This is a genomic window from Streptomyces sp. NPDC058157 (assembly GCF_042884105.1).
Lineage (GTDB): Bacteria > Actinomycetota > Actinomycetes > Streptomycetales > Streptomycetaceae > Streptomyces.
The window spans coordinates 36742-61617 of the sequence record NZ_JBHVUQ010000004.1; the positions used below are offsets into that span (position 1 = coordinate 36742).

Sequence of the window (24876 nt, forward strand, 5' to 3'; positions counted from 1 at the left end):
CTCTCAGCATGGCCGCGGTGCTGCTGGTGTGCGTGTGGGGAGTGGCAGACGGGTGAAGCATTTTCTCCCCCGAAAAATGCGGCCCTATAGTTGTTGTAGGGTCGTACGCCTCTCACGAAAGAGCCCCCTGGCTCACAGACACCCGGGGGGTTCTTTCCATGTCCGGCACGTTCAGTTCCCGTGCGTCTCGTATCCGTCGTCCGCGCCGTCGCGGAACTCGGCGGGGACCAGCTTCGCAAGGATCAGCCGGGGTCGACCGCTGCGGTAGCGCGAGGCGTCGCCGGTTGCATGGCGGACGGCGTGATCGTATTCGGTTTCGTCATCCATGACCATGCGCCGGTTCCACGCGTTCGTCCGCTTTCCGTCGCCCTCGTTGTGGACGCTCGTGGAGTAAGAACCCGAAGGGCGCCATCCTTCGTGCCGCTGCATATCGGGGTCGATCGCGGAGTCGCTGCGGAACACTCCGGGCCGGGCGCCTTCTTCCTCGGTGAGATTGCGGTAGTCGACGGAGACCGGATTGACCTGGACTCCGTCATCCACGCGGCGGACAGACTTCTGCGCTCGGAGCCTGGCGTCTTCCAGCGGTACGCGTGCGCGGCTTTCTCGGTATTCCACAACAGCCTCCAGGGGTCACTTCTTCCTCCCCATTTTCCCGCACCGTTACCGCTTCTCATTAATGGCGTCGCACGATAGTGGGGTACGAGTGGTGTGCTTTCTGAACTGGAGAAAACGTAAATGACCAACTTCTGGGACCGGGCCGCCCGCACCAACGCTGAAGTCGACCGCGAGTTGGCGTACGAGCAGCGGCTGCGCGCGGAGCAGCAGGCGCAGGAACAGCGGGAGGCATACGAGGTGAGCCTGCGGCCGGTGATGCCGGAGCACCAGGCGGGGACCGAGGCGTGGATCGCCGCGCGGGCCAAGAGGTTCGAGCGCAACCAGGCGGCGACTGCTGCGTCTGCCGCTGCGGGCTACGTGAACCTGAGCGACATGCGGGTGCGGGCCCACGAGCGGGCGGTGCAGCAGTACGGCAACCACGCGCGTCTCACCGACCCTGCGGCCTACGTAGCGCAGCAGATGGGCGGTGGCCAGGCTCCGGGCTACGGCTCGGGGGCTCCGCAGTCGGCGTACTCGGACATCGGCTGATGCAGGAGCGCATGGCCCCGCCGGCGCGGTGGGCGGCGTCGTACGTGAGGCGGACCTTCGACCCGCCGCCCTCGAACGCGGCCTACCGGGCGTTGCCGGGTGTGGCGACCTATCCGCCGCCCCCGCCGGGCTGTTACTGGGCGTCTGAGGTGTGCTGGTGGACGGTCCGGCCGGGTCCGGTCGTGCTGCGGGTTCGCCGGATCGGGCACGAGCACAACGGCCACCACTTCATCCGGGCGGCGATCGTCGACCTGTGCCTGGGAGAGGAGGAGCAGGTGCTGGAGGAGGTGGGCCTGCCCTCGGTGAGCCTGACGCAGGACGTGGAGCACATGACCGGGTGGACGGCGGTGGAGGTCGGCCGAGTCGGTCGTCGCAGGCCCTGGCAGGCGGCGGAGATCGAGGACGGCCCGTTCGCCGCTCTGGCCGCATGCCTGGAGTTGGAGGACGACGATGCGGACGAATGAGGACCCCACTGGGATTGTTCCCCGAACCCCACTGGAGCGGGCGCGTGACCTGGAGCGGAGGAGCCGGCAAGTTACCCGCTCGGCCCCCGCTGTGGCGGGTGTCCGTACGTCCCCCACTGCACTGCGACCCACCCCACTGCGACCCGTTCCCGGCCCCACTGGAAACGGTGGGGCCCTCAAGGAGGATGCATCGTGAGACTGCCCCGATTCCTTCGCAGGGCGGAGCCCTCCGTGGACATGACGACCCCCGAGGCGAGGGCGGCGTACGCCGAACTGCTGCGGCGCGAGGAGGAGAAGACGGCACAGCCGAGGGTCGTCGACTTCTCCCATCCGCAGATCCCGACCGGGCCGCCGCCGCGCTGGTTCGAGACGCCGGGGCCCGCGGCCTTCCACGTCGTACGCAAGGCGCCGCCTCCGCCTCCGACGTGGTCGGGCGGCCTGCCGGACATCGTGGACTGACCCGTGGGACGCCGCCGTAAGCGCCGTGAGGCCCCCGTCGAGTTCCCGGGGCGGTATGAGTCGACGAGGGCGCCGGAGCCCGGGAGGAGCCCGCGGAGGGAGTACTGCGAGGCGGTGCTGGCCCAAGAGCCCCCGGAGACGCCCAGGGCGCCGTACACCCCTCAGCCGCCGTCGTGGATGGACGCGCCGGTGGTGGTGTTCGACATGACCGGGGCGCCGGTGGAATGGGTAGACGAGTGGCCGCTGCGGGACTACGAGCACCAGTTGGGCCAGGCCGTCTACGAGCTGCGGTTGGAGGACCTGCGGGACGAGCTTCGGGCCGAGGCGGACGCGGAGCAGGCCCCGGGGAACGAGTGGGCGCGGAAGCAGGAGCGCCGGCGGGAGAGGCTGATCGCTTCGCGCATGCAGGGGGCCATCAACCACCGGGCGAACCTGCTGACCGTGCAGCAGCGCCAGGAGCGAGGGCTGACGGCGCCGTGGAACCGGCCGGAGCCGGTGTCCTCCGAAAAGGAACTGCCCGAGGCGGAGTGCTATTACGCGGATTGGTGGTGGGAGCGCCACTGACCGCCCGATGAACGGCGCCCCTTCTCCCATCCGTGCGGGAGAGGGGGCGCTCTGTGTGTTCGGCGTCTTCTGTGGCGAAGACGCGGTGAGGGGTGCGCGAGCGGCGTAACGTGCCGGGTGTGATCCGAGACGAAGCCTTGGCTGCTGCCCTTCCCGTCCTCGCCCACGAGTTCCGCATCGGCGAGGTACGGGCGTACCGCTACCTCGCCGAGGGCCTGATGAACCGCAACTACCGGATCGAGACTGCGGCGGGTGTGTACGCGGTCAAGGAGATCGGCGACGTGCCCCTGGAGCGAGTACGAAGGAACCTGGGGGTGCTGCCGGATCTCGCTGCGGAGGGCATCCCTGTGCCGGTGGCATTGACGTCCGAAAGCGGTGAGACGGTGGTGGAGACCGGCGGTCACGGCTATTGCGTGCTGCCGTGGGTGGCCGGCTCCCACGTGGAGGGCACGGATCTTCCCGTTGCTCAGGCCGGGGAGCTTGGTGTCCTCCTGGGGCGGCTGCACGAGGGGCTTCGGCATCATGCCCCCGGTCCGGTCCCGGAGCACCCTCCGATCTCGAAGGTGCGGCCTGCCGAGCGTGCGGACGAAGCGGCCCGGGCGCTGATGGCCCGGCTGCCCGAGACGCCGTTCGGGAGGGCCGCGGGGGAGGCCCTGAGTGAGCGCCAGGAGCTGCTCGCGCGGCTCGGTGACCGGCACCCCGCCGGGGAGGAGCCCGCGGGCCCCTTCGGCTGGACCCATGGTGATTTCCAGTACCGGAACCTGCTGCGGGATGCCGGCGGGGATGTGGTCGCGATCGTGGACTGGGACCGACTCGGGGTGCGGCCGTACGCCGAGGAGGTGGCCCGGACCGCGCAGGTGCAGTTCGGCGTGGGGGGCTCGTTCGACCTGGAACGGATCTCCGCATTCGTGTCGGGCTACCGCAGTGTGCTGGCCCTGTCGGCGGCCGATCTCGCGGACGGCGTGAACCGGCTGTGGTGGAAGCGGCTGACGGACTTCTGGCAGCTGGAGTTCTTCCTGGACCGGCACGACGACACGTTCGGGGAGATGTTCCTGGCGGACGAGGCGCTGCTGAGGTGGTGGACGGACCGCCTGGGGGAGGTCCAGGCGGCCTACGCGGCCCACTAGCGCAAGGGCGGGATGACTCCGGCGGCAGCAAGTTCCGGGAGGCACGGCCGGGTCAGCGGGAGCGCCGTGGTCCTGGCGGCGGCGCCGAGCTGTTCGTGGCCGTCGGTGTTGATGGCGGCCACCCAGGCGTCCGTGTCGTCCGGCGGGAGCACGATGCCGCCGGGCCCGATGGCCTCGGGGATACCGCCCCGGTCGGAGCCGAGCGCGGGCACCCCGTGCAGTCCCGCCTCTGCGATGACGCGAGGGAAGGCGTCTTCCACCTGGGAGGGCACCAGCAGGAGCTGGTGTGCGGCGTACAGGGGCCCCATGGTGTAGGTGCGGGGCACGTACGTGACGTTGGGGTAGCCGGTGAATTCGCGGGCGGTGTCCCACCAGCCTTCGACGAGGGTGAACTGCTGCTGGGGCAGACGCTCGACGAGCTGATGCAGCAGGCAGGAGCCCTTGGCCGGGATCGGGTTGACCATCAGCAGGCCGTCCCTTGCCAGGCGCGGCAGTTCTTCGCCCATCGTTGCCGGTGAGTACGGCGGGTAGAACACGGTGACCTTCGTCCGCGGGGCGGGGCGGGCTCGGCTGGCGACGAATCTGGAAGTCGCAAGAGCGTGGTGCGGCGAGCCGGCCAGGACGCCCAGACCGGTGGACGAGACAGAGTGCAGCCACCCGGCGACGGTCGTACGGGCGCGGGCCGTGGCCGCCAGGTCGGATGACCCTTCCTGGGAGGTGATCACCAGCTCGGGGGCCAGATCGCTCAGCAGCCGGGCGAATTCCTTCTCGATCCGGTCCTGGGGGAGCGCGGCGCAGGCGACTCCGTTCCACGAGTAGCGGATCTCTCCCCCCTGCTCCTCCCATCCGACCCCGTGGGCGAGGAGGTGGGCGCGCAGGTGTCCGATGCGCGGGGAGCTGTCCCAAGGGGCTTCGTGGCTTCCGAGGTAGACGACGTTCCACCCGGCTCGGGCGAACTCCTCGGCGAGGAGCTGCTGGGAGACCTCGGCGCCACCGATCAGCAGCGGGGGCGGGGTACGGCGCCAGGCGAAGACGACGGTGGGAGCGTTCATCGGCCCATCCAGTGAGTGATGAGGGTCTGGACGACGGTGGCGGTGTCCCGGCGGCAGCCGTCTCCGGGGACGGTGACCGTCTCGGACGTGACCGGGTGGTGGGCCCCGGCGCAGAAGTACGAGCGTGCGTGGGTGAGGAATTCGGGGTCGTGGAGGAAGTAGTCGGGCTCCGTTTCGGTGTGCCCGGCGGCCTTGCGGCGAAGCGCCAGGGTCTCCAAGGGCACGTCGAGGTAGAGGGTGTGATCAGGGGCCAGGTGCGGGAGGTCCCCGAGAAGGGCGCGGGCCCGGTCGTGCACGCCAAACCCGTAGATGACGTCCATGGCGTGGGCGTGGGCCAGCAGCGTGTCCACCGAGCGGTCCAGGATCACCGGGCCGTCGTGGTCGACCACGGCCTGTACGCGCTGGGCCTCCAGGGCCATGAATGCCTCGAAGGCGGCGAGCTGTTCGGCGGCGGATTCGGTGGAGGGCCGGGGGATGTCCTCGATGCGGGGGATCATCTTCACGTAGCAGTCCATGATCAGGACGTCCGCCATGGAGGGCAGGGTCCGCAGGTGCCGCAGGGCGGTCGTCTTGCCCGCGTAGGAGGGTCCTTCGAGGGCGATGATCACCGGGTGCCTCCCAGCCTGTAGAAGCGCTCCGCGTACGGGCCGGCGATGTCGTCGGGACCGGCGGTGAGCATGTCGGCCGCGACGGTGTGGGCGTGGCGGATCGGCCGGTACATCTTGCGGGCGGGGTGCATCTGGGAGCCGTGCATGTGCAGGACGGTGACCTTGTCGAGCACGGTGGCGGTGATGTCGTGGATCTCGGGTTCGAGTTCGCCGCGGGTGCGCTGCTGGAAGAGGTGCCGGTCGCAGCCGGCGAGAGCGTAGGTGGACCAGAACGCGACGTCCTCCCAGAACCAGCGGCATCCGAGCGTGCGTGCGGCTTCGTGGACCAAGAGGTGGTCGGGGTGACGGGTGACCGCGGCGGGCGCGATCAGCTCGGCGTGGGGTTCGCGGTCGATGATCTCGGCGAGTTCGCCGGTCACCTGGTCCAGCAACTCCTCGCTGTAGGGGCGGTAGGGAGCTTCGGCGTCCTTGTGCCCGAGGCCGATGCGGTCGGCGCCGAACGGGGCGAGGGACGCCGCCGCCTCCCTGTCGCGGAGCGCCGAGACCGCGCCCACGCTGGGGTAGGTGTTCTCCAGGGTGGGGTGGACGCTGCGGGACCGGGTGAAGACGGTGATCACGGTGAGCGGCCGGGGGTCGGCGAGGAAGGTACCGGAGGCGGAGAGGGCGAAGTCGTCGTGGTGGGGCTCGATGACGATGACCGGCCGACCGGCGGGGGTTCGGGGCTCGATCCAGTAGGGAGCGCCGGTGAGGGGAGCGGTGAGCGTCATGACCTCCTTGGCGGCGGTCAGGCCGTTCATCCACTGCTGGTGGGCGGCGATCAGGTCGGTGGGGAAGGTGTAGATGCCGTGGGCGTCCGGCAGGGGCAGGCGGGGCATGAAGGGGCCTCCGATCAGCGGACGGTGGTGGTGTACCAGTTGCGCCACAGGCGCGGGGAGCTGAGCCCGAGGCGGACGATGACCGGGTTCTGCCACCAGAACATGCGCAGGCTCGACCAGGCGTCATAGCGCCGGGTGGAGGGCCTCACACGCAGGTCTTCCAGGACCGCCACCGGTCCGCCCGTGGCCCGTCCGTGCTCGGTGAGGCGGGCGAAGAACTCCATGTCCTCGCTCATGAAGAGGTCGGGGCGGTAGCCGTGCACGGCGTGGAACGCGTCGGTGGTGCAGAACTGGGTAACGCCCTGCGCGCCTCCGTGGCGGGCGCGGTGGTGGTCCCAGTAGGCGCACAGCATTCGGGCGCCCAGCCGGCGCGGGGTGTACAGCGGGGGGATTGCTCCGCCGACGGCTCCGGCGGTCATCGAAGCTGCGGCGGCGGTGATGCCTTCCAGCGGCAATGCCACGTCGGCGTCGACGAAGAACAGCATCCGGCCAGCGGCGGCTCGGGCACCGGTATTGCGGACGCGCCCGATGGAACGGACCGGCTCGCTGACCACCTGGGCGCCGTGGTCGGCGGCGACCTTCGCGGTGGCGTCGGTGCTGGCGTTGTCGACGACGATCACCTCCCCGCGCTCGCCGGTCGTCTCCTCCCACCGGGCGAGGGAGGCGGTGACGGTGGGCAGGTAGCGGGGAAGGTAGTCCGCCTCGTTGTAGGCGGGGATGATCACCGACAGGGCGGGAGCGGTCATGGCCGGGTCGTCCTCTCGCTGGGGGTGAGGGCCTGGTGCATGCGGGTCGCCCAGGTGGTGCGGTGGCGGCCTTCGCGGCATGCGGCGTAGGTCCATCCGCGTACGGCCTGGAACGTGATGTAGGCGTCCAACAAGTTCATGTCGACGGGGTGGCCGTACGCGGCGGCCAGGAAGGTCCGCGAGGGCATGTCGAGGGCGTCGCAGGTGACGAGGGTCTGGGCGAGGTCGTACTCGGGCACGTCCACGGTGGCGGCCTCGAAGTCCACCAGGTACTCCGGCAACGCGGTGCCGTCAGTGGTGCGGGGGCTGGTGACGGCGTTGTCGAAGTGCAGGTCACCGTGGCACCACGTCATCCGGTCCCGGCGCGTGGAGCCAGCGATCGTCTCCAGCGCCTGACCGAGCCGGGCGAAGACCTCCGCGGGGCAGTGCGAGGCCAGGGCGGAGACCTGTTCCCCGATACGGGGTGCGAGGGGAACACCCGGCGGGACGGGGATGGAGTGGAAGGCGGCCGTCAGCAGAGCCAGACGCAGCAGAACCGCCGCGCGCGACATCCTGCCTTCGCGGATCTCGTCGCCCAGGGTCGACGTGCCCACGTCGCGGGTGATCAGGGCCGTGACAGCCTGTCCGGGGACGGCGCCGGAGGCGATCACCTCGGGAACGTTGATCTTCCCGGTGGCGGCGATGGTCCGCAGCAGGCGCCCTTCTGCCTCGGCGGTGTGGGAGGCGGTCTCGGCGAACAGCTTCACCACGACGCGGCGTCCGTCGGTCAGCCGCACCCGGTGGACGGCGGTCTTCGCTCCGGTGTTCTGGCGCCGGATTTCCTCGGCGGCGACGCCGGCCAGGGCAGTGCAGGCGGCTTCCACCATCGGGATCCTCGCGGCGGTCATCGCACAACCGCCATGGTCCGGCGGAGGTGGGAGCGGTAGGCCCGCACGTCTTCCGTGCCGGGACAGGAACGCAGCCACGGTTTCTCGCGGCCGACGAAGTGGACCACCTTCGCGTCCCGCTGGGTGACCGGACGGCGTAGGACCCGCCGGACCCATTCCCCGCGTTCCAAGAAGCGGTCCACGTCGAACCGGTTGAACACCGGCTCCACCAGGTGACTGACGCGGGAGGCGAGAAGCCACAGGTTCAAGGCGCACTGGTCGTTGTGCTTGATGTACCGGCGGCCACGGATCAGCGCCTGCTCCACACCGGCGCGCATGGGGGCGAGCATCGGCGTGGGCACCCACAGCATCCCCGCGTTGACGTACGGGCGCCCCTTCAGGTGCGGCCAGCGCTCGGCGACACCAGGGAGGGCCGGGCACTCGCCGACGGCGGGATTGAACTCGTCGCGCACCGCGCCGATCCGGTCCGGGGGCAGCTCACCCAGCGGGACGGAGATGTCGCCGCGCACGTGGACGTCGGCGTCCACGTAGATCAGGTACGGGCGGCCGGTGAACTCCGGGGTGAACCCGAACCGCAGGTAGGTGGTGATGGAGATGTAGGCCGCATCCGCCATGACCGACGCCGCGGGCGGGGCCTGGTGGGCGAGGTCGAAGGACCCGAAACCACAGCGACGGGCGAGGGCGGCGAGGGTGTCCGCCTGCGCGCGGGTCAGGTCGGTGGTCAGGATCCGTACGGCGGCCTGCCGGCGGTCCGGTAAGGACAGGTGGTCCGCCACGGAGGTCAGCGTGGCCAGGGACGGTACGAGGTAGTGCCGGTCAACGCACATGCCGATGGAGAACATGTTCGTGCCTCCGGATCTGCGAGGAGATGAAGGGCTTCGAGGTCTTCAGGAGCCGGTGACGGGGCCGATGTTGGTGATGGCGGTGGTCCAGCCGATGCCGCCGCCGTCGGGCGTGAGGTGCGCGATGGTCACCGTGTGGGAGCCGACGGTGTACTCCTCGACCTCCACCAGCCGACCGGTCTGCCCGTTCGCGACGTCACGGACCCGCTTCCCGGTCAGCTCGTGCTCGACGATGCGCCGCTCCTCCCCTGCGCGGGCCCCCGAGACGCGGCCGGTCACCGGCTGTCCTCGTTGTGGCCGTCGGGCGGGGTGAGGTCGTCGAGGTGCGCGGTCCAGCTCTCGCCGCCGCCCTCGGGGCACAGCTCGTGGAACGCGGTGCGGGTGTCCTCCGGTAGTCCGATCACCAGCGCGATGACACCACGCGTCGTGTCGCGCGCCAGATCCCCGCGCTTGGGGGGCCAACCGGCGGCGGCGTCGGCCAGGTCCCGCCGCCGCGCCTTGTCCTGGTCCGTGCGTCGTTCGCTCATGGTCCAGAAACTAGGACGGGGCACCGGCCCCAATATTCCGACGAGGAATATCGGCAGGCCAGCGCCCCGAAATTCGGTTGTTCTTAGGTCAGTTGGAGGCTCGGAACCGGTTCTCCATCGCGCGGAGCGGCTCGTGGACACGGCCCCGTTCGCCACGGATCAGGTCGCCGAGCGCGGCGCGGGCGACGGGGTGGTTCCGGACGAGCTGCGGGGCGAGGGTCTCTGCCTTCCGCAGCTCGTGGAACGCCTTGTCGCGGTTGTGGTCACGCAGCCACGCCGAGGCCATGTCCATGTGGTGGTGGCCGCGCCGGGACTTGGGCAGCGTTGCGAGGTGGGCGGGGTCGGCACGGCGTTCCAGGCGGATGGCCTCGGTGTGCTTGTTGAGTTCGAGCTGTACCGAGACGGCGTGAATCGTGGTGTTCCCGGCGGAGAAGTTCAGCGCGTAGCGGTCGAAGGGCTGCTCGGGAAGCGCGTCAATGCGGGCGGCGGCTTCACGGGCATGGCCGATGCGGTCCTCGGTCTCCTGCTCGCGGCCGGCGCGGGCTGCGGAGACGGCGGCGCGGAGCTGACCGGCTCCCCACACCCTCATGGCGAGGGCATCCCCGGCGTCGTAGTCGTCCTGGATCTGTGCCAGGGCCTTGTCGGCGAGGGTGAGGGAGTCCTCCCACGACGCCGAGCCCCACAGGTCCCACACCCGCATCCCGAGGGCCACCGCTGGCATGTACCCGTCGGCGGAGAGGGATGCCGACCACGCGGCCCGGTCGCAGGACAGGGCGACGAGTTCGGGATGGCCGAGCGCATGCGCGGAGGTGTGGGCGAACTTGCACAGCAGCGTGTAGAGGGCGAACCCCTCTTCGCGTTCGTGGCCTGCGGCGAGTTCGGCCAGGGCGCGGGCCTCCGCAAGGAGGTCGGGCAGCTCGGTGATGATCGCCCGGTTCTGTGCGGCGTCCCGCAGGCGGGCCAGGCGTACCGTCTCCTGCCACAGCTCCGACGACGGCCGGGGCCTTCCCTCGAAACTGGGCGTGAGGTCGTAGCGGCGCAGCTCGCGCATGATCAGGTCAGCGGACGCCTGCCACTGGTTCTCGGGCACGGAGTGGACGTAAGGGCGGCGGATCAGCTCGTTGGGGTGGCAGGCCAGAGCGGCGGCGATGCGGTTGATCAGGCTGGTGGAGTCGAGGCTGATAGTGCCCTTCTCGACCTTGGACACCCAGCCCTGCGTCTTGCCCAGGGCGCGGGCGAGGTCGGCTTGCGTGTGGCCGAGGGCCAGGCGCCGGTCTTTGATCCTGGCGCCGATGGCCTGCTGTTCGGCGAGCATGTCTGTCATCGTCAAACCGTCCTCTCCGTGCGGAAGTTCCGGACCTTCCTCGGAGACTACGGCGCTCGCGTCTTCTTGGGCGCCCCAGAACCCGGATGCTGAGACCGAAACGACGAAGCCCCCGCTGGCCGGCTGCGTGCCGGGGCGGGGGCTTCGCGTATGGGTCACGGCTGGGAGCGGATCAGGTCCGGGTTCCTGTCGATCACGGCAGAACTCCACTCCATGGTGCGGTTCACCAGGGCGAGCAGCTCGGCGGAGAGCTTCTCCAGGGCGGCGACTTCGAGCGGTCGGGTCCGGATGGTCCCACCCTTCTTCCAGTTCATCGCCAGCAGCGCACCGTTCTCCTCACCCCACGCGCCGTGGATGTAAGTGTTCCGGCTGTCCAACTCGGGTCCCGCATCGTTGACGATCTGCTCGAACTCGTCGACCTCCTCGGAGGTGACCTTGTCGGTGCGCGCCTTGACCAGCTTGGCGACAGCCGGGAGGAGTTGGCCTGCGGTCATCCCGCTGAGCGCCTTGGCGTCCGCGCGGTTCTTGGCGGTCAGCTCGCCCGCGAAACGGATCACCATCTCCAAGGACGCTGCCTGATACACCATCTCGCCGAGCGCCTGCTTTATCGCAGGGAGGTCGTACGAGCCGTTCTGTTCAGTCGTCATGGGCCGAACCCTCTCATGGGGGTCAGGGCACCCCGTACGCAATCAGCGGCCCCGTTCTCGCGGTCGCTCACCAGCCGGTCTGCCCGTAGGCCAGGCCGTACGGCGAGCAGTCGTCGCACCCATCGCAGTCGTCGTTACCGCAGTCGTACGGCTCGCCGTCGTCGTCCTGGCCGCCGTACTCGCCGTGGCGCCAGCCGGAGCACTGCCCGGTGTAGCAGCCGCAGCCGGGGCACTCCGGGCACACCATGGAGTACGTCCAGCCGCAGCGCTCGCACATCTGGTCGTCGGGTTCGATTCCGGCGCCCTCGGAGCGGATGTGCGGCTTCTCGCTCGCGTTCACGGTGCGGTCCTTTCGAGTCGGGTCAGGTGATCAAGGGCGCGACGGTGATCCCGCGTGGCGCGGTCGTGGGCGAGGCGGGTGGCGCGTAGCTGCACCTCGGCGGCGGCCAGGGCGGTACGGGCCTTGGCGAGGTTTTCGGCGTGGGCGCGGCGCCGGCCCTCTTCCTGGGCCTTGTCCAGAGCGCTGGCGTTCTTCTCCTGGGCGGCGGCCAGGCGGCGCTTCGCCTCGCGCTCCTTGGCCTTGTCGGCGCCGTCCGGGTCCCAGCCGAGCCGCCGGAGTTGCGCGAGGACGTTGGGGAGCTTGCGGCCTCCGTTTCCCTCCCGGTTGAAGGAGGTCTGGCCGCCGCCGGGGGCGTGGATGATCACGCCGGATCCCCTGCGCTGCTCGATCACCCGCCAGCCAGGCGTCTTCTCGATCTGCGCCACCAGGTCGAAGAGGGCCCTGGCGGTGGAGGTGCCGCCCACTAGACGCCGCCCTCGCAGGGGAACGGGGCGCCCATGCTCGCGGTGTGCTCGCTCAGGGAGGCCAGGGCGGCCGTCAGAGTCCTGGCGGTCACGGTGGCGATGACCAGGGCCTCACGGGCCGCGTACAGGGCCGGGTCGAGGGCCCGACCGTCGGTCATCCAGATGTTCCCGTTGGCGGCGTGCCGGTCGAGGGCGGCGCCGAGCTGATCGAGTCCCTGGGGAAGACGCTCCGACATGGCCTTGAGGGCCTGCGCCGTGGTGTGGACGTCCCCGGGGTAGGTGTAGGCGTCGGGGTTGAGCGTGGCGACGTTGAGGTCCAGCAGGGACTCGGCTGCCGTACGGGCGTGGTGGGCCGGTGCGGTGGGCTCGGACATGAGGATCCTTTCGTGGGAACGGCGAAGCCCCCGGCGTGGTGCTCGTGCCGGGGGCGAGGTGTTGGTGCCGGGATGGGTCAGCGTCGCCAGGCCCTGACCGCGCGGGGCAGGAACGCGAGCAGGAGGGCGCACGGGAGGATGAGCGCGATGAGGCAGGAGTCGGCGGGGGTGCCGTCCGAGTCGACCTCGATCACCTCGCCGACCCGCTTGCAGCGCGGGTGACGGTCCCAGTGGCGGTGTTGGTCGTCGTCGGCCTCGCCGTCGGTGTCGCGTATCGGATAGGCCATGTCGCAGTTGTCGCAGCGGTATCTGTAGGGCATATCGAACTCCTTCTCTTCGGGATGGGTGGTGCGGTGAATTGGTAACCGGTAAGCGGATGACCTGCGCGTTAACCCGTTTACTGGGCCCGTCCCGGTTCAGTGGGGGAGGGGAGCGGGGCGGTGGCCGTCAGGTCCGGCACCAGGTGTGTGGGCAGGCGGGGTATGTGCTTGAGCGCCTTCTCCAGCTCGGCGTACTGGACACCGATCTGCTTGTCCCCGCCGACGGAAATCACCTTCGTGGGGATGCCGGCGTCCCGCAGTTTCGCGGGGAACGTGGCGGAGGTCAGGCCGAGGAAGTCGCCCTTCCTCTGGAGGCCCTGGAGGAGTTCGACGCAGTGGACACCGCTGTTTCCCTCGTGCTTGGCGATGGCCACCGCCTGTTCCACGTAGACGAGCAGCTCCTTCTTCCACTCCCCCGTGTCCACGACCACCGCGGATTCCTCTTCTTCCTCTTCGGCGGGCTCCAGGACCAGGAGCGCGGAGTCCGCCAGCAGTTCGGCGGGGACGGGGCGCACGGTCAGCTCGAAGGGGGTGTTCCCCCGCGCCCAGCAGACGCTCACCGCGCCGAGCGTCGAGACCAGGAGCACCACCCCGTCGAGGAGCCAGGACCCGGCGACGACCCCCGCGACGGGGAGCGTCAGCACGGTGCAGCGCAGGGCGGCGATCTTCTTCCGCCGGTGCCGGATCTGGCCCGGGTCGACGTCGCGGATCTCGAAGTCCCCCAGGGCCTCCAAGGCGGCCTCGTGGCGCCGGGCTTCGTGCTCGGCCTGGGTGAGGTCGGACTGGGCGGCGGGGACCAGGCCCCCGTCCTCGGCAGCGAGCCGGCGTAGCTTGGTGGCCTTCTTGTGGGCCCGCCGGGCTTCGCGCTGGTGCTCGTCGACCGCTTCGGCGTGGGCCTCGGCGCGGGCCTTGACGATCCGCCGCAGTAGTTCTTCCTCCCCGACGGTGTGGCCACCGGCCCAGTGCGCGAGGGCGACCGCGATATGACCCGCTCCGGCGGTGGTGCGCGTGATCAGGGGTCCAGGTCTGGCGCTCATCCGATGACCTGCTCACCGAGCCACGAGACGAGCGGGACGCCGATCATGGCCGCCACCCCGCCGAGGGAGGTCGCGATGCCCCAAGACGCCCCGGACAGGGCGCCGGACAGTGCCAGGGCCCGCTCCCCCCACCCCTTCGCGAACCACAGGAACAGCAGCCAGACGACGATGGCGCACAGGGCGATCCACGATCCGGAGTAGCTGAGTACCTCGGTCACGTGGATCTCCACGGCGCCCTCGCCGGACTGGCCGATCGCGGTGTTCCCCACCTCGGAGCCGACCCGGTTGCTGGTGCCGGTGAACCCGGCGGAGACCTTGCCGAGGTACCCGCCGGACACGGCAGAGGCAAGCACCATCACGGCGAAGGACGAGACCCAGGGCAGTACGAACCGCTTCTTCTTGAGGGCTTTGAAGGTACGGCCCTGCGAGTAGAAGACGGCCGCGGCGGTGACGACCACAAGGAAAAAGCCGAACCCGGCGCCGGCTCGGGTGACGGCGTGCGTGAACTCGATCAGGTCCATGGTCAGGCCCCCACGATCCAGGTCGCGATCAGGTGCCGGGTCGGGTCGGCGAGGAGCGTGCCGCCGATGGCCGCGAAGAGGGTGATCGAGGCGACCCAGCGTCGGATCCGGCCGCCCATCGCGAACCCGACGCCGCACCCGAGGGAGGTGACGAACGCGACGGCGAAGGCGGTGTGTACGGACCGCTCGGCGGACAGAGGCTCGGCGACTCGGTTGCACCAGACGACCGCAGGGAAGAGGCCGACGCCGAGGACGGTGACGGCGCGGAGGGGGCGCAGGCGGCGGATCGTGGAACGAACGCGATCCCAGTCGACGGCGTGGTGCGCGTTGGGCGCGAGGATCGGGATGTGGTCCGGGTCGGGTGCTATGTGCGGCATTCTTGAACTTCCTCTCTCTGGGAGGTGGCGCCCTGGCCGGCCGTGAGAAGTGGGCCAGGGCGCCGTTTTCGTGTGTGCGGGACGGATGACCCGTGGCCGTCCTCGGGGCGGGTGGCTCCGAGGGCGACCATGCGTCAGCCGGTCAGTGCAGGGGTGTTCTCGGTGAGGGCGCGGCGGAGCGTCCGGGGGGAGATCCCGATCCGTTCCGCGAACTGGGCCTGGGTGATGCCCGGGGTGTCCTGCTGGGCCTGCTGCCAGCCCTGCGCGTAGGACAAGCGGCGCTCGGCCGCTTCCTGGGCCGCGCGGGCGTTGCGGGCGGCCAGGCTGTTGTCGGGCGGCGGACAAGCGGGAGCGGCCTGCGGGTTTGTCGACTCGTCGGCAGGGTTGCCCGGTTGGGTGTCCTGCGTGTCCGCTGGGTCGTCATGCAGGTTCTCCGGCTCGGGTTCCTGCGTGTCCCTCTCCTGCGTGTCCGCCTCGCAGTCGTCGAGTCCGTCCGCCTCGTCCAGCGGGATGCGGGCGCTGACCTCCTCGCGTGGCCGCTTCGGCTGGTCCGCCGCGAAGGCAGTGGCCGGGGAGGGGATCACCGTCCGAATCGGGGGCAGTGCAGGCGTGGCCGCCAGATCCAGCGCGGTCTCCGCGTGCACCTCGAACGCGGGAGCCGTCGGCTCGGTGGGTCGCCACTCGAACTCGATTCCGGCGGCGGCCAGGCCAGCGGGGGCGGTCTGCGAGAGAGGGACGCCGAGCTTGGCAAGCCGGAGTGGTATCACCGCATCGACAGGTGCCTTCCAGCGCCACGCGCGTCCGTACTCGGCCTGAAGGTAGGCGCGGTACACGAGTCGGTCCTGTTCCTGGCCTACGGCCTGCTCGTAGCTGCGCAGCTCCCACAGCTTCATCCGGCGCCAAAGCTTGAAGGTGGGGGCCGGGGACAGCAGCCAGCGAGTGATGCGGACGCCGTCCATGTCCTTGTCGGCGGTGATGTCGGCGATCCGGCCCACGGCGTGCCGGGCGGCTTCGACGGTGATGACGAACAGGACGGGGATCACCGCGTGCATCCCGACCCCGAGAGGGTCCGGCCAGGCTGCGGCCCCGTTGAAGGCGATGGTGGCGGCCGTTAGCAACCATGCGATGTGCCGCAGGATCGGGAAGGGGATCCGGATCCAGCACAGCAGCAGATCTAGCGCTAGAAGGACGCCGATCCCCGCGTCGATGCCGACGGGGAAGACGTACGCGAAGGAGCCGAAGCCCTTCCTGAGCGCGAGTTTTTGGACGGCGGCGTACGAGCCGGCGAAACCGATCCCCGCGACCACCACGGCGCCGAGGGTGACGGTGCCGATGAGGATCTTGTGCGTGCGGGTGAGCTGGAGCGGAGGCTTCATCGGCCGCCCCCCTTTCTGATCTGTGCACGTGCGTGCCGGGCGCCGAGGAAGAAGGCGCCCAGAGAGCGGTACCGCTGGTGCAGCGGCGGGCGGGGGGTCATGAGCCGGTCCCGAGGTGGAGGGCCAGCCAGACGACGAACAGGACGGCGGCCAGGTTCAACAACGCGGTACCGCATCCGGCCTGGCGACGCCGGGGCTTCACAGCTCCTCCCCGGCGAAGAAGGCGACCGCGTGGCGGTCGTGCTGGCGCACCATCCGACGGTTGGCCTGGCGGGCGCGGAGTTCAGCGGCTCGCAGGCGCTCGGCGGGGGTGAGGGTGCGGCGGCCGGTGCCGAGGGGGATGTCGAGCTGGAGCTGGACGAAGACGGAGGCGTTCACTCGGCGCTCCCGATGATCAGCTCGATCTCGGCGGGGTCGACGCCGTACTCGGTCAACGTCCGCTCGGTCTCGGCGAAGCTCAGCCGGGCCAGCTCCTCGCGCTCCTCGGCGGCGGCCTGCTCGTGTTCGACGGCGGTCATCGACGGCCCCCCACGTCCTTGGTGCTGCGCTTCGGCTCGATCGGGGCCCGGCGCGCTTCGGCGAGGCGCTCCTGGAGCCGCTGCTGACCGGCCCGCTGCTCGGGGGTCCAACTGCTGTCGGGTACGTTCTTGGGCATCTCGTTCTCCTGTGTGGCAGGTGATCGGGTAGGCCCCGGCTGGCGCTTCCGACGCTGGTCCGGGGCTGTTTTGTTTTGCGTGGGCGGGGCCGGTGTTGCTCCGGCGTCCGAGGAGGTCCCGCTGGGGCCCGCCCGCCGCGATGCGCCGAGACCTTGCCCGGCGCTTTAGAGGCCGTCGCGCGGCCTTCTCCCGGACTGCAAAGGCGCCGGCTGCCTCCCCCGGTCCACCGCCGGGCTCCTGTTTTGGTTCGTTGTGCAGATCAAGCGGATTCATCAACTCCGGCTATTGGAGCCGGGGTTGTCGGTGCGAGTTCAGACCGTAGCGAAGAAGTCTGGAGGTCTCAAGAGTCTTGAGATTCATAGGGTCTCGGGTTCCTGAAGACCTCGTGAGTCCGTACGATTCGCGGCATGGACGAGGAGATGACCGTGGAGGCCGCCCGCAAGGGCTGGGGCGAGCTGATCGAGTCGATGAAGTGGCGACCGCGCGGCGTGCGCATCCGGAAGTACAAGACCCCGGTGGCCGCGATGGTCCCGATCGACTGGTACGAGCGCGCCGTGGCCGCCATCGGAAAGCCCGGCGACGAACCGCCGGCCACTGCCTGACCGCGTCATCTAGGCCCCCGTCGAGATTCCGGCGGGGGCCTCGGCATTTCCTCGGCCCGGAAGAGACCCGGCTGGGTCTTCGCCGCGTGACCCCACCCCCCACAGCGGCAGACGCACGGCGAGAGCGGGTCCGCCTCGGCGCACGCGTCGTTGTGGCAGGACTGCCGGTTCATCGGCTCCTCCGGTCCTGAGCAATCCGGGCCCGCAGAGCGAGGCGCCGGTGCAGCTCGCGCAGCGCTCGGTGTTCGGGTTCGGGTCCGGCTGGACAGACTTCGGCGTGGTCGAGTCGGCACCATGCGGTGTCGTTTCCGGGCCACGCGATGCCGTTCGCGAGGTGCCAGCGGGCCTGTTCGGGGATCCGATGGGCGGGGAACTCCCCGGGCTGGAGGAGCACCTGGTCCTCGTCGATAGCCCGGCGACCTTCTACCGGCAGCCCGCAGTTTTCACAGGTGCCGAAGGTGGGCCGGCCGCCGCGGATATCGCTCATGACGTCTCTCCGGTCTGCCAGCGGCGGTGGGTGCGCTGGCGGCGCTTGTGCTTCGGGGCGCACCGCCAGCAGCAGCCGTGTTCAGGACGGGCGCCCTCGGTGATCTGCTGGCAGCCGTCTTCGGCGCAGCGCCAGCGGTCCGGCAGGCGCAGGCCGTTCTCGAACTCGGTGGGCAGGTGGTACTCGGTGAGCGCGGCCTTGATCGCGCTGGCGGCCTGGTGGCAGTCGTCGCAGGTCCCATCGGCCGGGGGTGCGCCGGTGCCGGGGCACTCGCAGCCGGAGCACGTCCAGCTCACCTCGTAGATCGCGGTGGCCCGGTCCCGGAAGATCAGCGAGGTTCCACGCCGGTCGGCGTACCGCTCGCGGCAGGTCGGGCAGTCGGCTCCGGTCGGCCAGGTGCGGCCTTCCTCGCACTGCGGCGCCGGGCAGGGGGAGTTCCGCAGGCCCCGGGTGATGAGCCAGCCGTAGGGGTCACGCACGGCCTGACGCTCGTCGGCGAGGTGGCCGTGGACGCGGTGGGTGATGCGCTCGACGTCACCCCGGACGTCGGCCACCGCGTGCTCGATCGCCTTAGCGGCGAGGGCGTACTGGCCGGGCGTGAAGTCCAGCTGCAGCAGTCGCAGCACGCGGTACGCCGTCGCCGAGATCGTGGTGGGGGACTTCTTGGGTGCTTCCGGCGCAGCCGTTTCGACCGAGTCCACTGCCCGCGGAAACGTCTCGTCGGCCGGGATTTCCACAGGGCCTCGCGCTACTACAGGTGACGCCGTACCGGCGGAACCACGGGAGACCTCGCGCGCTTGTTCCGAGAGTGGTGTTCCCAGAGAGGTGTTCTGTGTAGCCGGATTGGGGTGGGGGTCTGTAGCCGTTTCGGGGGTGGTGGGGGTAGCCGGATCGGGGTGGGTCACAGGCTTGTCGTGCACGTCGTAACGGGCGCCGTGCAGCCCCCCGCCTTCCTCGGTGCGGGTGATCCAACCATCGGCCTCCAGCTCGCGCAGGATGAGGCGGAGGGTGTCCTTGCCGGTGATCCCGCAGAGCTTCGCGGCCTGGGAGCGGCGGAACTCGGTCTTCGTGTCCGCGCAGAACCTGGCGTAGACGTAGACCTTGAGGCGGTTGCCCCGCAGGGCGTCACGCGCGTCGTTGGAGAACCGGATGAACGGTTCCGCCGGCCGCCCGTTCTCGTCGCGCCGAAGGGGCCGAAGGCGCCGTGTCGGGGTCGCGCGGCCGGTGACCTCGGTGGTCATGGCGCGGCCGTCTTCGAGGAGCGAGAGCAGCGCCATGTAGCCGCTGATGGTGACGGGGTGGAGGCCGAGTTCGAGGGCCAGCCGCTTGCGCGAGGCGAAGCAGCCTTGGCCGCCGTGGCCATAGTCGATGACCTTGGACGCGAGCCGGACGGCATCGCCCGGAAGGCGTGCCAGCCACGCAAGGGGCATCAGCGTCTCGTAGGTGGAGGGGTCCGCCAGTGTGGCGAATTCCTTGTGCCCGAAGGGCGGTCTGGGTGGCCATGCCTCATCAGGGCATGCCAAAATAGGCGCGGTCACGGAGTCTCCCGTGGCAGCCTCCCGAGCCCCGGCAAGGGCGGAGGAAGCAGGGTGGAGGTCGCTCCACTGCGCAAGGTCCGAGCTTCTTGGAACGGGACGGGTGCAACCGTCCCTGGATGCTCGGGCCTTTTGCGTTGTCGCGGCCTTGGGCGTCGTGGGGGTCGTGCTCGGTACCGGGCCGGCTGAGGGCAGGCGCAGGTATCGCGCAGCAACTCGGGTGCCCCGTTTGGGGGACGCCCGCGCAGCTACGGACGCGAACGTAAGACACACGACGAGTGACCGTCAAACACTTCGTCAGATCGCAGACAGCAGCTCTGGCCTGGGCTTTTCTGGACAAACGCGCATGAAAACACTGAGGCCCCATCACCCTCTGTGAAGAGTGATGGGGCCTCAGTCGTGCCGTTGCATACCTGGCGGATCGTCAACCGAACGCCCTCGCGCTGCACAGTTCTTGCACAAGGCGATGGAAGATGATGGAAGACGTCGACAGGCGACGGAAGCTATTTCCGCAGGTCAGGGGCCTGTTTTCAAGGCTTCGAGCTATGCCCTGATTGATCCCTGTTTGTCCGGCTTCCTAGATGTCGCGGAAGATCTCGATCTGGGCGCCCACCGAGTTGAGGCGTTCCGCCAGTTCCTCGTAGCCGCGGTTGATGACGTAGACGTTGCGCAGCACCGAGGTGCCCTCCGCCGCCATCATCGCCAGCAGGACGACCACCGCCGGGCGCAGGGCCGGCGGGCACATCATCTCGGCCGCGCGCCAGCGGGTGGGGCCCTCGACCAGGACGCGGTGGGGGTCCAGGAGCTGGAGGCGGCCGCCCAGGCGGTTGAGGTCCGTGAGGTAGATGGCGCGGTTGTCGTACACCCAGTCGTGGATCAGGGTCTGACCCTGGGCCGTCGCCGCGATGGCGGCGAAGAACGGGACGTTGTCGATGTTCAGCCCGGGGAAGGGCATCGGGTGGATCTTGTCGATCGGGGCTTCGAGCTTGGACGGGCGGACCGTGAGGTCGACCAGGCGGGTGCGGCCGTTGTCGGCGGTGTACTCCGCGGAGCGGTCGTGGTCCAGGCCCATCTCCTCCAGGACGGCCAGCTCGATCTCCATGAACTCGATCGGCACCCGGCGGATGGTGAGCTCGGACTCGGTGACGACCGCGGCGGCCAGCAGGCTCATGGCCTCGACCGGGTCCTCGGAAGGGGAGTAGTCCACGTCCACGTCGATGTTCGGGATGCCGTGGACGGTGAGGGTGGTGGTGCCGATGCCCTCGACCTTGACGCCCAGTGCCTCCAGGAAGAAGCAGAGGTCCTGGACCATGTAGTTGGACGAGGCGTTGCGGATGACGGTCACGCCGTCGTGGCGGGCCGCGGCCAGCAGGGCGTTCTCGGTGACGGTGTCCCCGCGCTCGGTCAGGACGATCGGGCGGCCGGGGGAGACGCCCGGCTCGACCTTGGCGTGGTAGATGCCCTCGGTCGCGGTGATGTCCAGGCCGAAGCGGCGCAGGGCGATCATGTGCGGCTCGATGGTGCGGGTGCCGAGGTCGCAGCCGCCGGCGTAGGGCAGGCGGAAGTGGTCCATCCGGTGGAGCAGGGGGCCCAGGAACATGATGATGCTGCGGGTGCGGACGGCCGCCTCCGCGTCGATGGCGTCCATGTCCAGGACGGCCGGGGGGATCAGTTCCAGGTCCACGCCGTCGTTGATCCAGCGGGTGCGCACGCCGATGGAGTTGAGGACCTCGAGGAGCCGGTAGACCTCCTCGATGCGCGCCACCCGGCGCAGCACCGTGCGGCCCTTGTTGAGCAGGGAGGCGCACAGCAGGGCGACGCAGGCGTTCTTGCTCGTCTTGACGTCGATCGCGCCGGACAGGCGGCGGCCGCCGACGACGCGCAGGTGCATCGGGCCGGCGTAGCCCAGGGAGACGATTTCGCTGTCGAGCGCTTCACCGATACGGGCGATCATCTCAAGGCTGATGTTCTGGTTGCCGCGCTCGATGCGGTTCACCGCGCTCTGGCTGGTGCCGAGCGCCTCGGCGAGCTGGGTCTGGGTCCAGCCCCGGTGCTGCCGGGCGTCACGGATGAGCTTGCCGATGCGTACGAGGTAGTCGTCTGCCATGGGTGCACGGTATCTCAGATATGAGATGGTGATCGCATCGGGTGGTGCAGATGGGTGACAGGCGGGCGTTGTCGGAGATATCGGGCTTACCGCCCGTCAGGTTCCGGCCCGGGGCGGGGGTGTGGCGCACCCCCGCCGCCGGCTCAGTGGTTCGTGCAGCCGCAGGCGCGGTGGCGGCCGCCGTGGACCGCCGCGTACGCCGCCGGGCGCGGGGCCGCCGCCCCTCGGGCCAGACCGGCCACGGCCGCGCGGCCCGCCGCCGAGCCGGCGTCGTGCACCACGCGTCCGCCGACCAGGGTCATCCGTACCTGCGTCCCGCTGATGTCGGCCACCGGGCAGCGCGTCACATCCCGGTCCAGCAGCACCAGGTCCGCCGCCTTGCCCCGCTCCACGGTCCCGGTCAGCCCGTCCTGGCGCAGCTGCCAGGCCGTTCCCAGGGTGTGCATCCGCAGCGTGGAGGTCCGGCTCAGCGCCTCCAGCTCGGGGTGCAGCGCGCCCGCGCCGTACGCGCCCTGGCGGTCGATGGCCGTACGGAGCTGGTTCCACACCTGGAGGGCGTCCACCGGCCAGTCCGAACCGCCCGTCAGCCGGGCACCGGCCCGCTCCAGGCTGCGCGCCGGGTACATCCGCCGGTGCCGCTCGGGCCCGATGTACGGCAGCAGCGCCTCCATCGTCCAGGTGTCGGCGGTGGCCCACTGGAGCTGCATGCAGGCGGCCACCCCGAGCCGGGCGAACCGCGGCAGGTCGGCCGGGTCCACCAGCTGGAGGTGCGCGACCGTGTTGCGCAGGTCGCGCCTGCCCGTGGTGCGCAGGGCGGCCTCGTACCCGTCCAGCGCGGTGCGGACCGCCCGGTCGCCCAGGCCGTGCGCGTGCATCTGCCAGCCGATGGCGTTGAACGCGGCGGTCAGCCGCCCGTAGTCGGCGGCCGAGGTGTACAGCTCGCCCCGGTTGGCGGTGGGCCGCCCCTGTCCGTCGAGGTACGGCTCCAGCAGCGCGGCCGTCTGCGCCGGGTACTCGATGACCCCGTCCAGGAACACCTTCACGGTGCCGAAGCGCAGCCCGGCCACGCCCCGGAACTCCCGCTCCAGCCCCAGCGCGTAGGCCTTCGACGCCGCCGGGTCCTTCGTCTGCTCCACGTCCAGCCGGATGGCCGGCACGATCCGCTGCGGGAGCCGCCCGGCGGCCGCGAGGGCCTGGTAGAGCTCCAGTTCGTGCCGCCCGACCAGGGCGTCCATCATCGTCGTCACCCCGGAGGCCGCCGCCTGGGCCAGCACCTTGGCGCAGGCCTCGACCAGCGCGGCCCGGGTGGGCTCGGGGACGTGCCGCTTGACCAGGTCCTGGGCGTCGTCCTTCAGCACCCCCGTCGGCCGGCCGTCCGCGCCCTTGACGATCTTGCCGCCCGCCGGGTCGGGCGTGGCGGCGGTGATGCCCGCGATGTCCAGCGCCCGCTGACTGGCCCACAGGTTGTGCCCGTCGCCGCCGACCAGGACCACCGGCCGGCGGGTCGGCAGCGCGTCCAGCAGCGCGTGGTGCGGCAGGGTGCCGACGGGCAGCAGCCCGACCGGGTTCCAGTCCTCCACCACCAGCCAGGTGTCGGGCTCCGCCCCGGCGCCGCCGGTGTCGGTGAGGAAGCCCGTGAGGATCTCCGTCAGCTGGGCGGCGGTGGTCTCCGCGCCCTCCAGCGAGGGCCGCAGCGACCGGTCGCCCGCGCCCAGCGGGTGGACGTGCCCGTCGTGGATCCCGCTCATCAGGGTGGCGCCGCGCCCGTCGACCACCTCGGTGTCCCGCCCCGCCAGCCGGCGCACCTCCGCGTCGGCGCCGACCGCCAGGATCCGCCCGTCGCGGCCGACCGCCACGGCCGTGGCCGGCGCGCCGCCCGGGGTGCCCGTGAAGACCCGCGCACCGTGCACCACCAGCGCGGCGGAGCCGCGCGAGGGGGCTGCCGAGGCGCTGCCGGCGCCGGTGCCCAGCAGACCCGCCGCTCCGGCGGCCCCGGCCGCCGCGAGGAGCCCGCGCCGGGAAACAGAAGACGTCATGACCACTCCAAACCGTTGGCTGTGGCCAGGACACTCGGTGATTAACCCCTTAACCAGAACCCGCCCCCGGCGACGGATTCCGCACGGCGGCCCGTACCCCGCAGCCGCCCGGATCCGTACGATGACCCGCGTGCCGCCCGGACCGACCCTCGCCGACATCGCCCGCGCCGCGGAGGTGTCCACCGCCACGGTCTCGCACGCCCTCAACGGCACCGGACGGCTCGGCGAGGGCACCCGCCGCCGGGTGCGCGAGATCGCCACCGGCCTGGGCTACGGCGCTCCGCGCGCGCCCCGTACCCGCACCCTGGGCCTGGCCGTGACCACCTTCGCCGGGGCCCCCTGGAACTTCGTGGCCGTCGCCTACTTCTCCCGCTGGCTGACGGCCGCCACCTCCGCCGCCCACGCCCACGGCTACGCCCTGACCACCCTGCCCGCCGACCGCGGCGCCGGGACCGACTGGCACCACCTCTCGGTGGACGGGATGCTGCTGCTCGACAGCCCGCACGACGACCCGGTGCTGCGCGCCCTGCGGGCCCGGGGCATCCCCCTGGTGTTCGACGGGCGCCCGGCCGACCCCCGCCCGGGCGACGTCTGGGTGGACAACGACCACGCCGCCGCCACCCACGAGGTCCTCGACCACCTCGCCGCGGCCGGGGCCCGCCGCATCGCCCTGCACACCGGCTTCGGGGACGAGCACTACACCCGCGCCGTCACCGAGGCGTACGGGCACTGGTGCGCCCGGCGCGGCCGGACCCCGCTGCCGGTCCGCTTCGACCCCCACGACGGCCCCGGCCACGCCTTCGACCGGGTCTTCGCCGGGGGCCGGGACGGGGGCGGGGCCGACGCCGTGTACTCCCTGTACGACCCGGGCGGCCGCCAGGCCCTGGCGGCCGCGGCCCGGCACGGCCTGCGCGTACCGCGGGACCTGCTGCTGGTCTGCGCGAGCGAGGACCCGGGATACGCGGACTGCGACCCTCCGGTCAGCACGGTCACCCTCCATCCGGAGGCGCTGGCCGAGACGGCCGTGGCGGCCCTGGTCGCCCTGCTGGAGCCGGGCGTCCCGGCGGCGCCCGGGGCGCTCACCGCCCCGGCGACCCTGCTCCAGCGGGCCTCGTCCCGCCGTTGAGGGCGGCGTGACGAGATGTGCGGCAGCAGTGGACGGTGAGTGCGGGGCGGCGCGACGTGCCGAGACGGACGCGGAGGCGTGCTGACCCGAGGTGCGGCCATGTACTAGAGTTATCTCGACATCGAGATATCTGCCGAAGGCGCACCGCAGCCGCCCCCGCGAGTAAGGGCTACCTAACTTAGCCTTACCTTAGCGGATTGGCCACAGGGCGTGGCGGCAGGATGCGGTAATACGCGCGAAATCATGCATGAAG

General features: G+C 70.7%; 33 protein-coding genes. 7 read left to right on the forward strand and 26 right to left on the reverse strand.

Annotation, left to right across the window (positions count from 1 at the left end; all coding sequences use genetic code 11):
• Nucleotides 1-171 precede the first annotated feature (171 nt).
• Complete coding sequence (locus tag ACFVXK_RS01940; RefSeq protein ID WP_389609436.1) at nt 172-615, reverse strand: hypothetical protein; 444 nt, start codon at nt 613-615, stop codon at nt 172-174.
• Nucleotides 616-735: 120 nt separating this feature from the next.
• Here ACFVXK_RS01940 and ACFVXK_RS01945 point away from each other — a divergent pair, with 120 nt between their 5' ends.
• The 5 genes from ACFVXK_RS01945 to ACFVXK_RS01965 all read left to right on the forward strand — a co-directional run bounded on the left by ACFVXK_RS01945 (nt 736) and on the right by ACFVXK_RS01965 (nt 3757).
• Nucleotides 736-1143 carry a hypothetical protein gene (locus ACFVXK_RS01945; RefSeq protein ID WP_389609438.1) on the forward strand — a complete coding sequence of 136 codons (408 nt, stop codon included), beginning with the start codon at nt 736-738 and terminating at the stop codon, nt 1141-1143.
• Nucleotides 1143-1607 (forward strand): hypothetical protein, encoded by a 465-nt coding sequence (locus ACFVXK_RS01950; protein ID WP_389609439.1) that lies wholly within the window; start codon nt 1143-1145, stop codon nt 1605-1607. Before ACFVXK_RS01945 ends, ACFVXK_RS01950 begins: the two co-directional genes overlap by 1 nt.
• A gap of 192 nt (nt 1608-1799) precedes the next feature.
• Nucleotides 1800-2066: a hypothetical protein gene (locus tag ACFVXK_RS01955; protein WP_389609441.1), complete on the forward strand. Its 267-nt coding sequence runs from the start codon at nt 1800-1802 to the stop codon at nt 2064-2066.
• 114 nt (nt 2067-2180) lie between these two features.
• On the forward strand, nt 2181-2630 hold the full coding sequence (locus ACFVXK_RS01960; protein ID WP_389609443.1) for a hypothetical protein: 450 nt from the start codon (nt 2181-2183) through the stop codon (nt 2628-2630).
• 119 nt (nt 2631-2749) lie between these two features.
• Entirely contained in the window at nt 2750-3757 is a 1008-nt protein-coding gene (locus ACFVXK_RS01965) for a phosphotransferase (RefSeq protein ID WP_389609444.1), read from the forward strand.
• On the opposite strand, the gene ACFVXK_RS01970 is transcribed toward ACFVXK_RS01965, so the two are convergent.
• The 21 genes from ACFVXK_RS01970 to ACFVXK_RS02070 form a co-directional block, all read right to left on the reverse strand.
• Nucleotides 3754-4809, reverse strand: a complete 1056-nt coding sequence (locus ACFVXK_RS01970) for a glycosyltransferase (RefSeq protein ID WP_389609446.1) — start codon at nt 4807-4809, stop codon at nt 3754-3756. The genes ACFVXK_RS01965 and ACFVXK_RS01970 overlap by 4 nt on opposite strands.
• Nucleotides 4806-5417 (reverse strand): hypothetical protein, encoded by a 612-nt coding sequence (locus tag ACFVXK_RS01975; RefSeq protein WP_389609448.1) that lies wholly within the window; start codon nt 5415-5417, stop codon nt 4806-4808. The genes ACFVXK_RS01970 and ACFVXK_RS01975 overlap by 4 nt, the downstream gene beginning before the upstream one ends.
• Complete coding sequence (locus ACFVXK_RS01980; RefSeq protein ID WP_389609450.1) at nt 5414-6292, reverse strand: PIG-L deacetylase family protein; 879 nt, start codon at nt 6290-6292, stop codon at nt 5414-5416. The genes ACFVXK_RS01975 and ACFVXK_RS01980 overlap by 4 nt, the downstream gene beginning before the upstream one ends.
• A gap of 14 nt (nt 6293-6306) precedes the next feature.
• Entirely contained in the window at nt 6307-7038 is a 732-nt protein-coding gene (locus ACFVXK_RS01985; protein ID WP_389609452.1) for a glycosyltransferase, read from the reverse strand.
• A complete protein-coding gene (locus ACFVXK_RS01990; protein ID WP_389609454.1) occupies nt 7035-7925 on the reverse strand; it encodes a phosphotransferase in 891 nt (296 codons plus the stop codon). The genes ACFVXK_RS01985 and ACFVXK_RS01990 overlap by 4 nt, the downstream gene beginning before the upstream one ends.
• A complete protein-coding gene (locus ACFVXK_RS01995; RefSeq protein WP_389609456.1) occupies nt 7922-8767 on the reverse strand; it encodes a glycosyltransferase in 846 nt (281 codons plus the stop codon). The genes ACFVXK_RS01990 and ACFVXK_RS01995 overlap by 4 nt, the downstream gene beginning before the upstream one ends.
• A 45-nt stretch (nt 8768-8812) precedes the next feature.
• On the reverse strand, nt 8813-9046 hold the full coding sequence (locus tag ACFVXK_RS02000; RefSeq protein ID WP_389609458.1) for a hypothetical protein: 234 nt from the start codon (nt 9044-9046) through the stop codon (nt 8813-8815).
• A complete protein-coding gene (locus tag ACFVXK_RS02005) occupies nt 9043-9294 on the reverse strand; it encodes a hypothetical protein (protein WP_389609460.1) in 252 nt (83 codons plus the stop codon). The genes ACFVXK_RS02000 and ACFVXK_RS02005 overlap by 4 nt, the downstream gene beginning before the upstream one ends.
• Before the next feature lie 88 nt (nt 9295-9382).
• Nucleotides 9383-10609 (reverse strand): helix-turn-helix domain-containing protein, encoded by a 1227-nt coding sequence (locus ACFVXK_RS02010; RefSeq protein ID WP_389609553.1) that lies wholly within the window; start codon nt 10607-10609, stop codon nt 9383-9385.
• A 164-nt stretch (nt 10610-10773) separates the two neighbouring features.
• A complete protein-coding gene (locus ACFVXK_RS02015; RefSeq protein WP_389609462.1) occupies nt 10774-11265 on the reverse strand; it encodes a hypothetical protein in 492 nt (163 codons plus the stop codon).
• A 67-nt stretch (nt 11266-11332) separates the two neighbouring features.
• On the reverse strand, nt 11333-11605 hold the full coding sequence (locus ACFVXK_RS02020; RefSeq protein WP_389609464.1) for a hypothetical protein: 273 nt from the start codon (nt 11603-11605) through the stop codon (nt 11333-11335).
• Nucleotides 11602-12069: a hypothetical protein gene (locus ACFVXK_RS02025; RefSeq protein ID WP_389609466.1), complete on the reverse strand. Its 468-nt coding sequence runs from the start codon at nt 12067-12069 to the stop codon at nt 11602-11604. Before ACFVXK_RS02025 ends, ACFVXK_RS02020 begins: the two co-directional genes overlap by 4 nt.
• Nucleotides 12069-12443 (reverse strand): hypothetical protein, encoded by a 375-nt coding sequence (locus ACFVXK_RS02030; RefSeq protein WP_389609468.1) that lies wholly within the window; start codon nt 12441-12443, stop codon nt 12069-12071. Before ACFVXK_RS02030 ends, ACFVXK_RS02025 begins: the two co-directional genes overlap by 1 nt.
• A gap of 77 nt (nt 12444-12520) precedes the next feature.
• A complete protein-coding gene (locus ACFVXK_RS02035) occupies nt 12521-12763 on the reverse strand; it encodes a hypothetical protein (protein WP_389609470.1) in 243 nt (80 codons plus the stop codon).
• A 77-nt stretch (nt 12764-12840) separates the two neighbouring features.
• A complete protein-coding gene (locus ACFVXK_RS02040) occupies nt 12841-13800 on the reverse strand; it encodes a hypothetical protein (protein ID WP_389609472.1) in 960 nt (319 codons plus the stop codon).
• The gene (locus ACFVXK_RS02045) at nt 13797-14321 is read right to left on the reverse strand and encodes a hypothetical protein (RefSeq protein WP_389609474.1); all 525 of its coding nucleotides are present in this window, start codon (nt 14319-14321) and stop codon (nt 13797-13799) included. The genes ACFVXK_RS02040 and ACFVXK_RS02045 overlap by 4 nt, the downstream gene beginning before the upstream one ends.
• A gap of 2 nt (nt 14322-14323) precedes the next feature.
• Nucleotides 14324-14698, reverse strand: a complete 375-nt coding sequence (locus ACFVXK_RS02050) for a hypothetical protein (protein WP_389609476.1) — start codon at nt 14696-14698, stop codon at nt 14324-14326.
• A 134-nt stretch (nt 14699-14832) separates the two neighbouring features.
• Nucleotides 14833-16074: a DUF2637 domain-containing protein gene (locus ACFVXK_RS02055; protein ID WP_389609478.1), complete on the reverse strand. Its 1242-nt coding sequence runs from the start codon at nt 16072-16074 to the stop codon at nt 14833-14835.
• Nucleotides 16075-16272: 198 nt separating this feature from the next.
• On the reverse strand, nt 16273-16452 hold the full coding sequence (locus tag ACFVXK_RS02060; RefSeq protein WP_389609480.1) for a hypothetical protein: 180 nt from the start codon (nt 16450-16452) through the stop codon (nt 16273-16275).
• On the reverse strand, nt 16449-16592 hold the full coding sequence (locus tag ACFVXK_RS02065; RefSeq protein WP_389609482.1) for a hypothetical protein: 144 nt from the start codon (nt 16590-16592) through the stop codon (nt 16449-16451). Before ACFVXK_RS02065 ends, ACFVXK_RS02060 begins: the two co-directional genes overlap by 4 nt.
• Entirely contained in the window at nt 16589-16729 is a 141-nt protein-coding gene (locus tag ACFVXK_RS02070; protein ID WP_389609484.1) for a hypothetical protein, read from the reverse strand. Before ACFVXK_RS02070 ends, ACFVXK_RS02065 begins: the two co-directional genes overlap by 4 nt.
• Before the next feature lie 408 nt (nt 16730-17137).
• Between ACFVXK_RS02070 and ACFVXK_RS02075 the strand changes: the two genes are divergently transcribed.
• The gene (locus ACFVXK_RS02075; protein WP_389609486.1) at nt 17138-17332 is read left to right on the forward strand and encodes a hypothetical protein; all 195 of its coding nucleotides are present in this window, start codon (nt 17138-17140) and stop codon (nt 17330-17332) included.
• 169 nt (nt 17333-17501) lie between these two features.
• On the opposite strand, the gene ACFVXK_RS02080 is transcribed toward ACFVXK_RS02075, so the two are convergent.
• The 4 genes from ACFVXK_RS02080 to ACFVXK_RS02095 all read right to left on the reverse strand — a co-directional run bounded on the left by ACFVXK_RS02080 (nt 17502) and on the right by ACFVXK_RS02095 (nt 23497).
• Nucleotides 17502-17819 (reverse strand): DUF6083 domain-containing protein, encoded by a 318-nt coding sequence (locus ACFVXK_RS02080; RefSeq protein WP_389609488.1) that lies wholly within the window; start codon nt 17817-17819, stop codon nt 17502-17504.
• Nucleotides 17816-19249 carry a hypothetical protein gene (locus tag ACFVXK_RS02085; protein WP_389609490.1) on the reverse strand — a complete coding sequence of 478 codons (1434 nt, stop codon included), beginning with the start codon at nt 19247-19249 and terminating at the stop codon, nt 17816-17818. Before ACFVXK_RS02085 ends, ACFVXK_RS02080 begins: the two co-directional genes overlap by 4 nt.
• 682 nt (nt 19250-19931) lie before the next feature.
• On the reverse strand, nt 19932-21461 hold the full coding sequence (locus tag ACFVXK_RS02090; RefSeq protein ID WP_389609492.1) for a helix-turn-helix domain-containing protein: 1530 nt from the start codon (nt 21459-21461) through the stop codon (nt 19932-19934).
• A gap of 143 nt (nt 21462-21604) precedes the next feature.
• Entirely contained in the window at nt 21605-23497 is a 1893-nt protein-coding gene (locus ACFVXK_RS02095; RefSeq protein WP_389609494.1) for an amidohydrolase, read from the reverse strand.
• 121 nt (nt 23498-23618) lie between these two features.
• Here ACFVXK_RS02095 and ACFVXK_RS02100 point away from each other — a divergent pair, with 121 nt between their 5' ends.
• Nucleotides 23619-24623 carry a LacI family DNA-binding transcriptional regulator gene (locus ACFVXK_RS02100; RefSeq protein ID WP_389609496.1) on the forward strand — a complete coding sequence of 335 codons (1005 nt, stop codon included), beginning with the start codon at nt 23619-23621 and terminating at the stop codon, nt 24621-24623.
• Nucleotides 24624-24876 lie beyond the last annotated feature (253 nt).

Coding starts and splice junctions, on each gene's coding strand:
- ACFVXK_RS02085 (WP_389609490.1), bottom strand. CDS start 19,249: ATGCCCCTTGCGTGGCTGGCACGCCTTCCGGGCGATGCCGTCCGGCTC.
- ACFVXK_RS02070 (WP_389609484.1), bottom strand. CDS start 16,729: ATGCCCAAGAACGTACCCGACAGCAGTTGGACCCCCGAGCAGCGGGCC.
- ACFVXK_RS02080 (WP_389609488.1), bottom strand. CDS start 17,819: ATGAGCGATATCCGCGGCGGCCGGCCCACCTTCGGCACCTGTGAAAAC.
- ACFVXK_RS01950 (WP_389609439.1), top strand. CDS start 1,143: ATGCAGGAGCGCATGGCCCCGCCGGCGCGGTGGGCGGCGTCGTACGTG.
- ACFVXK_RS02005 (WP_389609460.1), bottom strand. CDS start 9,294: ATGAGCGAACGACGCACGGACCAGGACAAGGCGCGGCGGCGGGACCTG.
- ACFVXK_RS01985 (WP_389609452.1), bottom strand. CDS start 7,038: ATGACCGCTCCCGCCCTGTCGGTGATCATCCCCGCCTACAACGAGGCG.
- ACFVXK_RS02015 (WP_389609462.1), bottom strand. CDS start 11,265: ATGACGACTGAACAGAACGGCTCGTACGACCTCCCTGCGATAAAGCAG.
- ACFVXK_RS01990 (WP_389609454.1), bottom strand. CDS start 7,925: ATGACCGCCGCGAGGATCCCGATGGTGGAAGCCGCCTGCACTGCCCTG.
- ACFVXK_RS02035 (WP_389609470.1), bottom strand. CDS start 12,763: ATGCCCTACAGATACCGCTGCGACAACTGCGACATGGCCTATCCGATA.
- ACFVXK_RS01970 (WP_389609446.1), bottom strand. CDS start 4,809: ATGAACGCTCCCACCGTCGTCTTCGCCTGGCGCCGTACCCCGCCCCCG.
- ACFVXK_RS02040 (WP_389609472.1), bottom strand. CDS start 13,800: ATGAGCGCCAGACCTGGACCCCTGATCACGCGCACCACCGCCGGAGCG.
- ACFVXK_RS02010 (WP_389609553.1), bottom strand. CDS start 10,609: ATGCTCGCCGAACAGCAGGCCATCGGCGCCAGGATCAAAGACCGGCGC.
- ACFVXK_RS02055 (WP_389609478.1), bottom strand. CDS start 16,074: ATGAAGCCTCCGCTCCAGCTCACCCGCACGCACAAGATCCTCATCGGC.
- ACFVXK_RS02050 (WP_389609476.1), bottom strand. CDS start 14,698: ATGCCGCACATAGCACCCGACCCGGACCACATCCCGATCCTCGCGCCC.
- ACFVXK_RS01980 (WP_389609450.1), bottom strand. CDS start 6,292: ATGCCCCGCCTGCCCCTGCCGGACGCCCACGGCATCTACACCTTCCCC.
- ACFVXK_RS01995 (WP_389609456.1), bottom strand. CDS start 8,767: ATGTTCTCCATCGGCATGTGCGTTGACCGGCACTACCTCGTACCGTCC.
- ACFVXK_RS01945 (WP_389609438.1), top strand. CDS start 736: ATGACCAACTTCTGGGACCGGGCCGCCCGCACCAACGCTGAAGTCGAC.
- ACFVXK_RS02090 (WP_389609492.1), bottom strand. CDS start 21,461: ATGGCAGACGACTACCTCGTACGCATCGGCAAGCTCATCCGTGACGCC.
- ACFVXK_RS02045 (WP_389609474.1), bottom strand. CDS start 14,321: ATGGACCTGATCGAGTTCACGCACGCCGTCACCCGAGCCGGCGCCGGG.
- ACFVXK_RS02100 (WP_389609496.1), top strand. CDS start 23,619: ATGACCCGCGTGCCGCCCGGACCGACCCTCGCCGACATCGCCCGCGCC.
- ACFVXK_RS02075 (WP_389609486.1), top strand. CDS start 17,138: ATGGACGAGGAGATGACCGTGGAGGCCGCCCGCAAGGGCTGGGGCGAG.
- ACFVXK_RS02030 (WP_389609468.1), bottom strand. CDS start 12,443: ATGTCCGAGCCCACCGCACCGGCCCACCACGCCCGTACGGCAGCCGAG.
- ACFVXK_RS02065 (WP_389609482.1), bottom strand. CDS start 16,592: ATGACCGCCGTCGAACACGAGCAGGCCGCCGCCGAGGAGCGCGAGGAG.
- ACFVXK_RS02095 (WP_389609494.1), bottom strand. CDS start 23,497: ATGACGTCTTCTGTTTCCCGGCGCGGGCTCCTCGCGGCGGCCGGGGCC.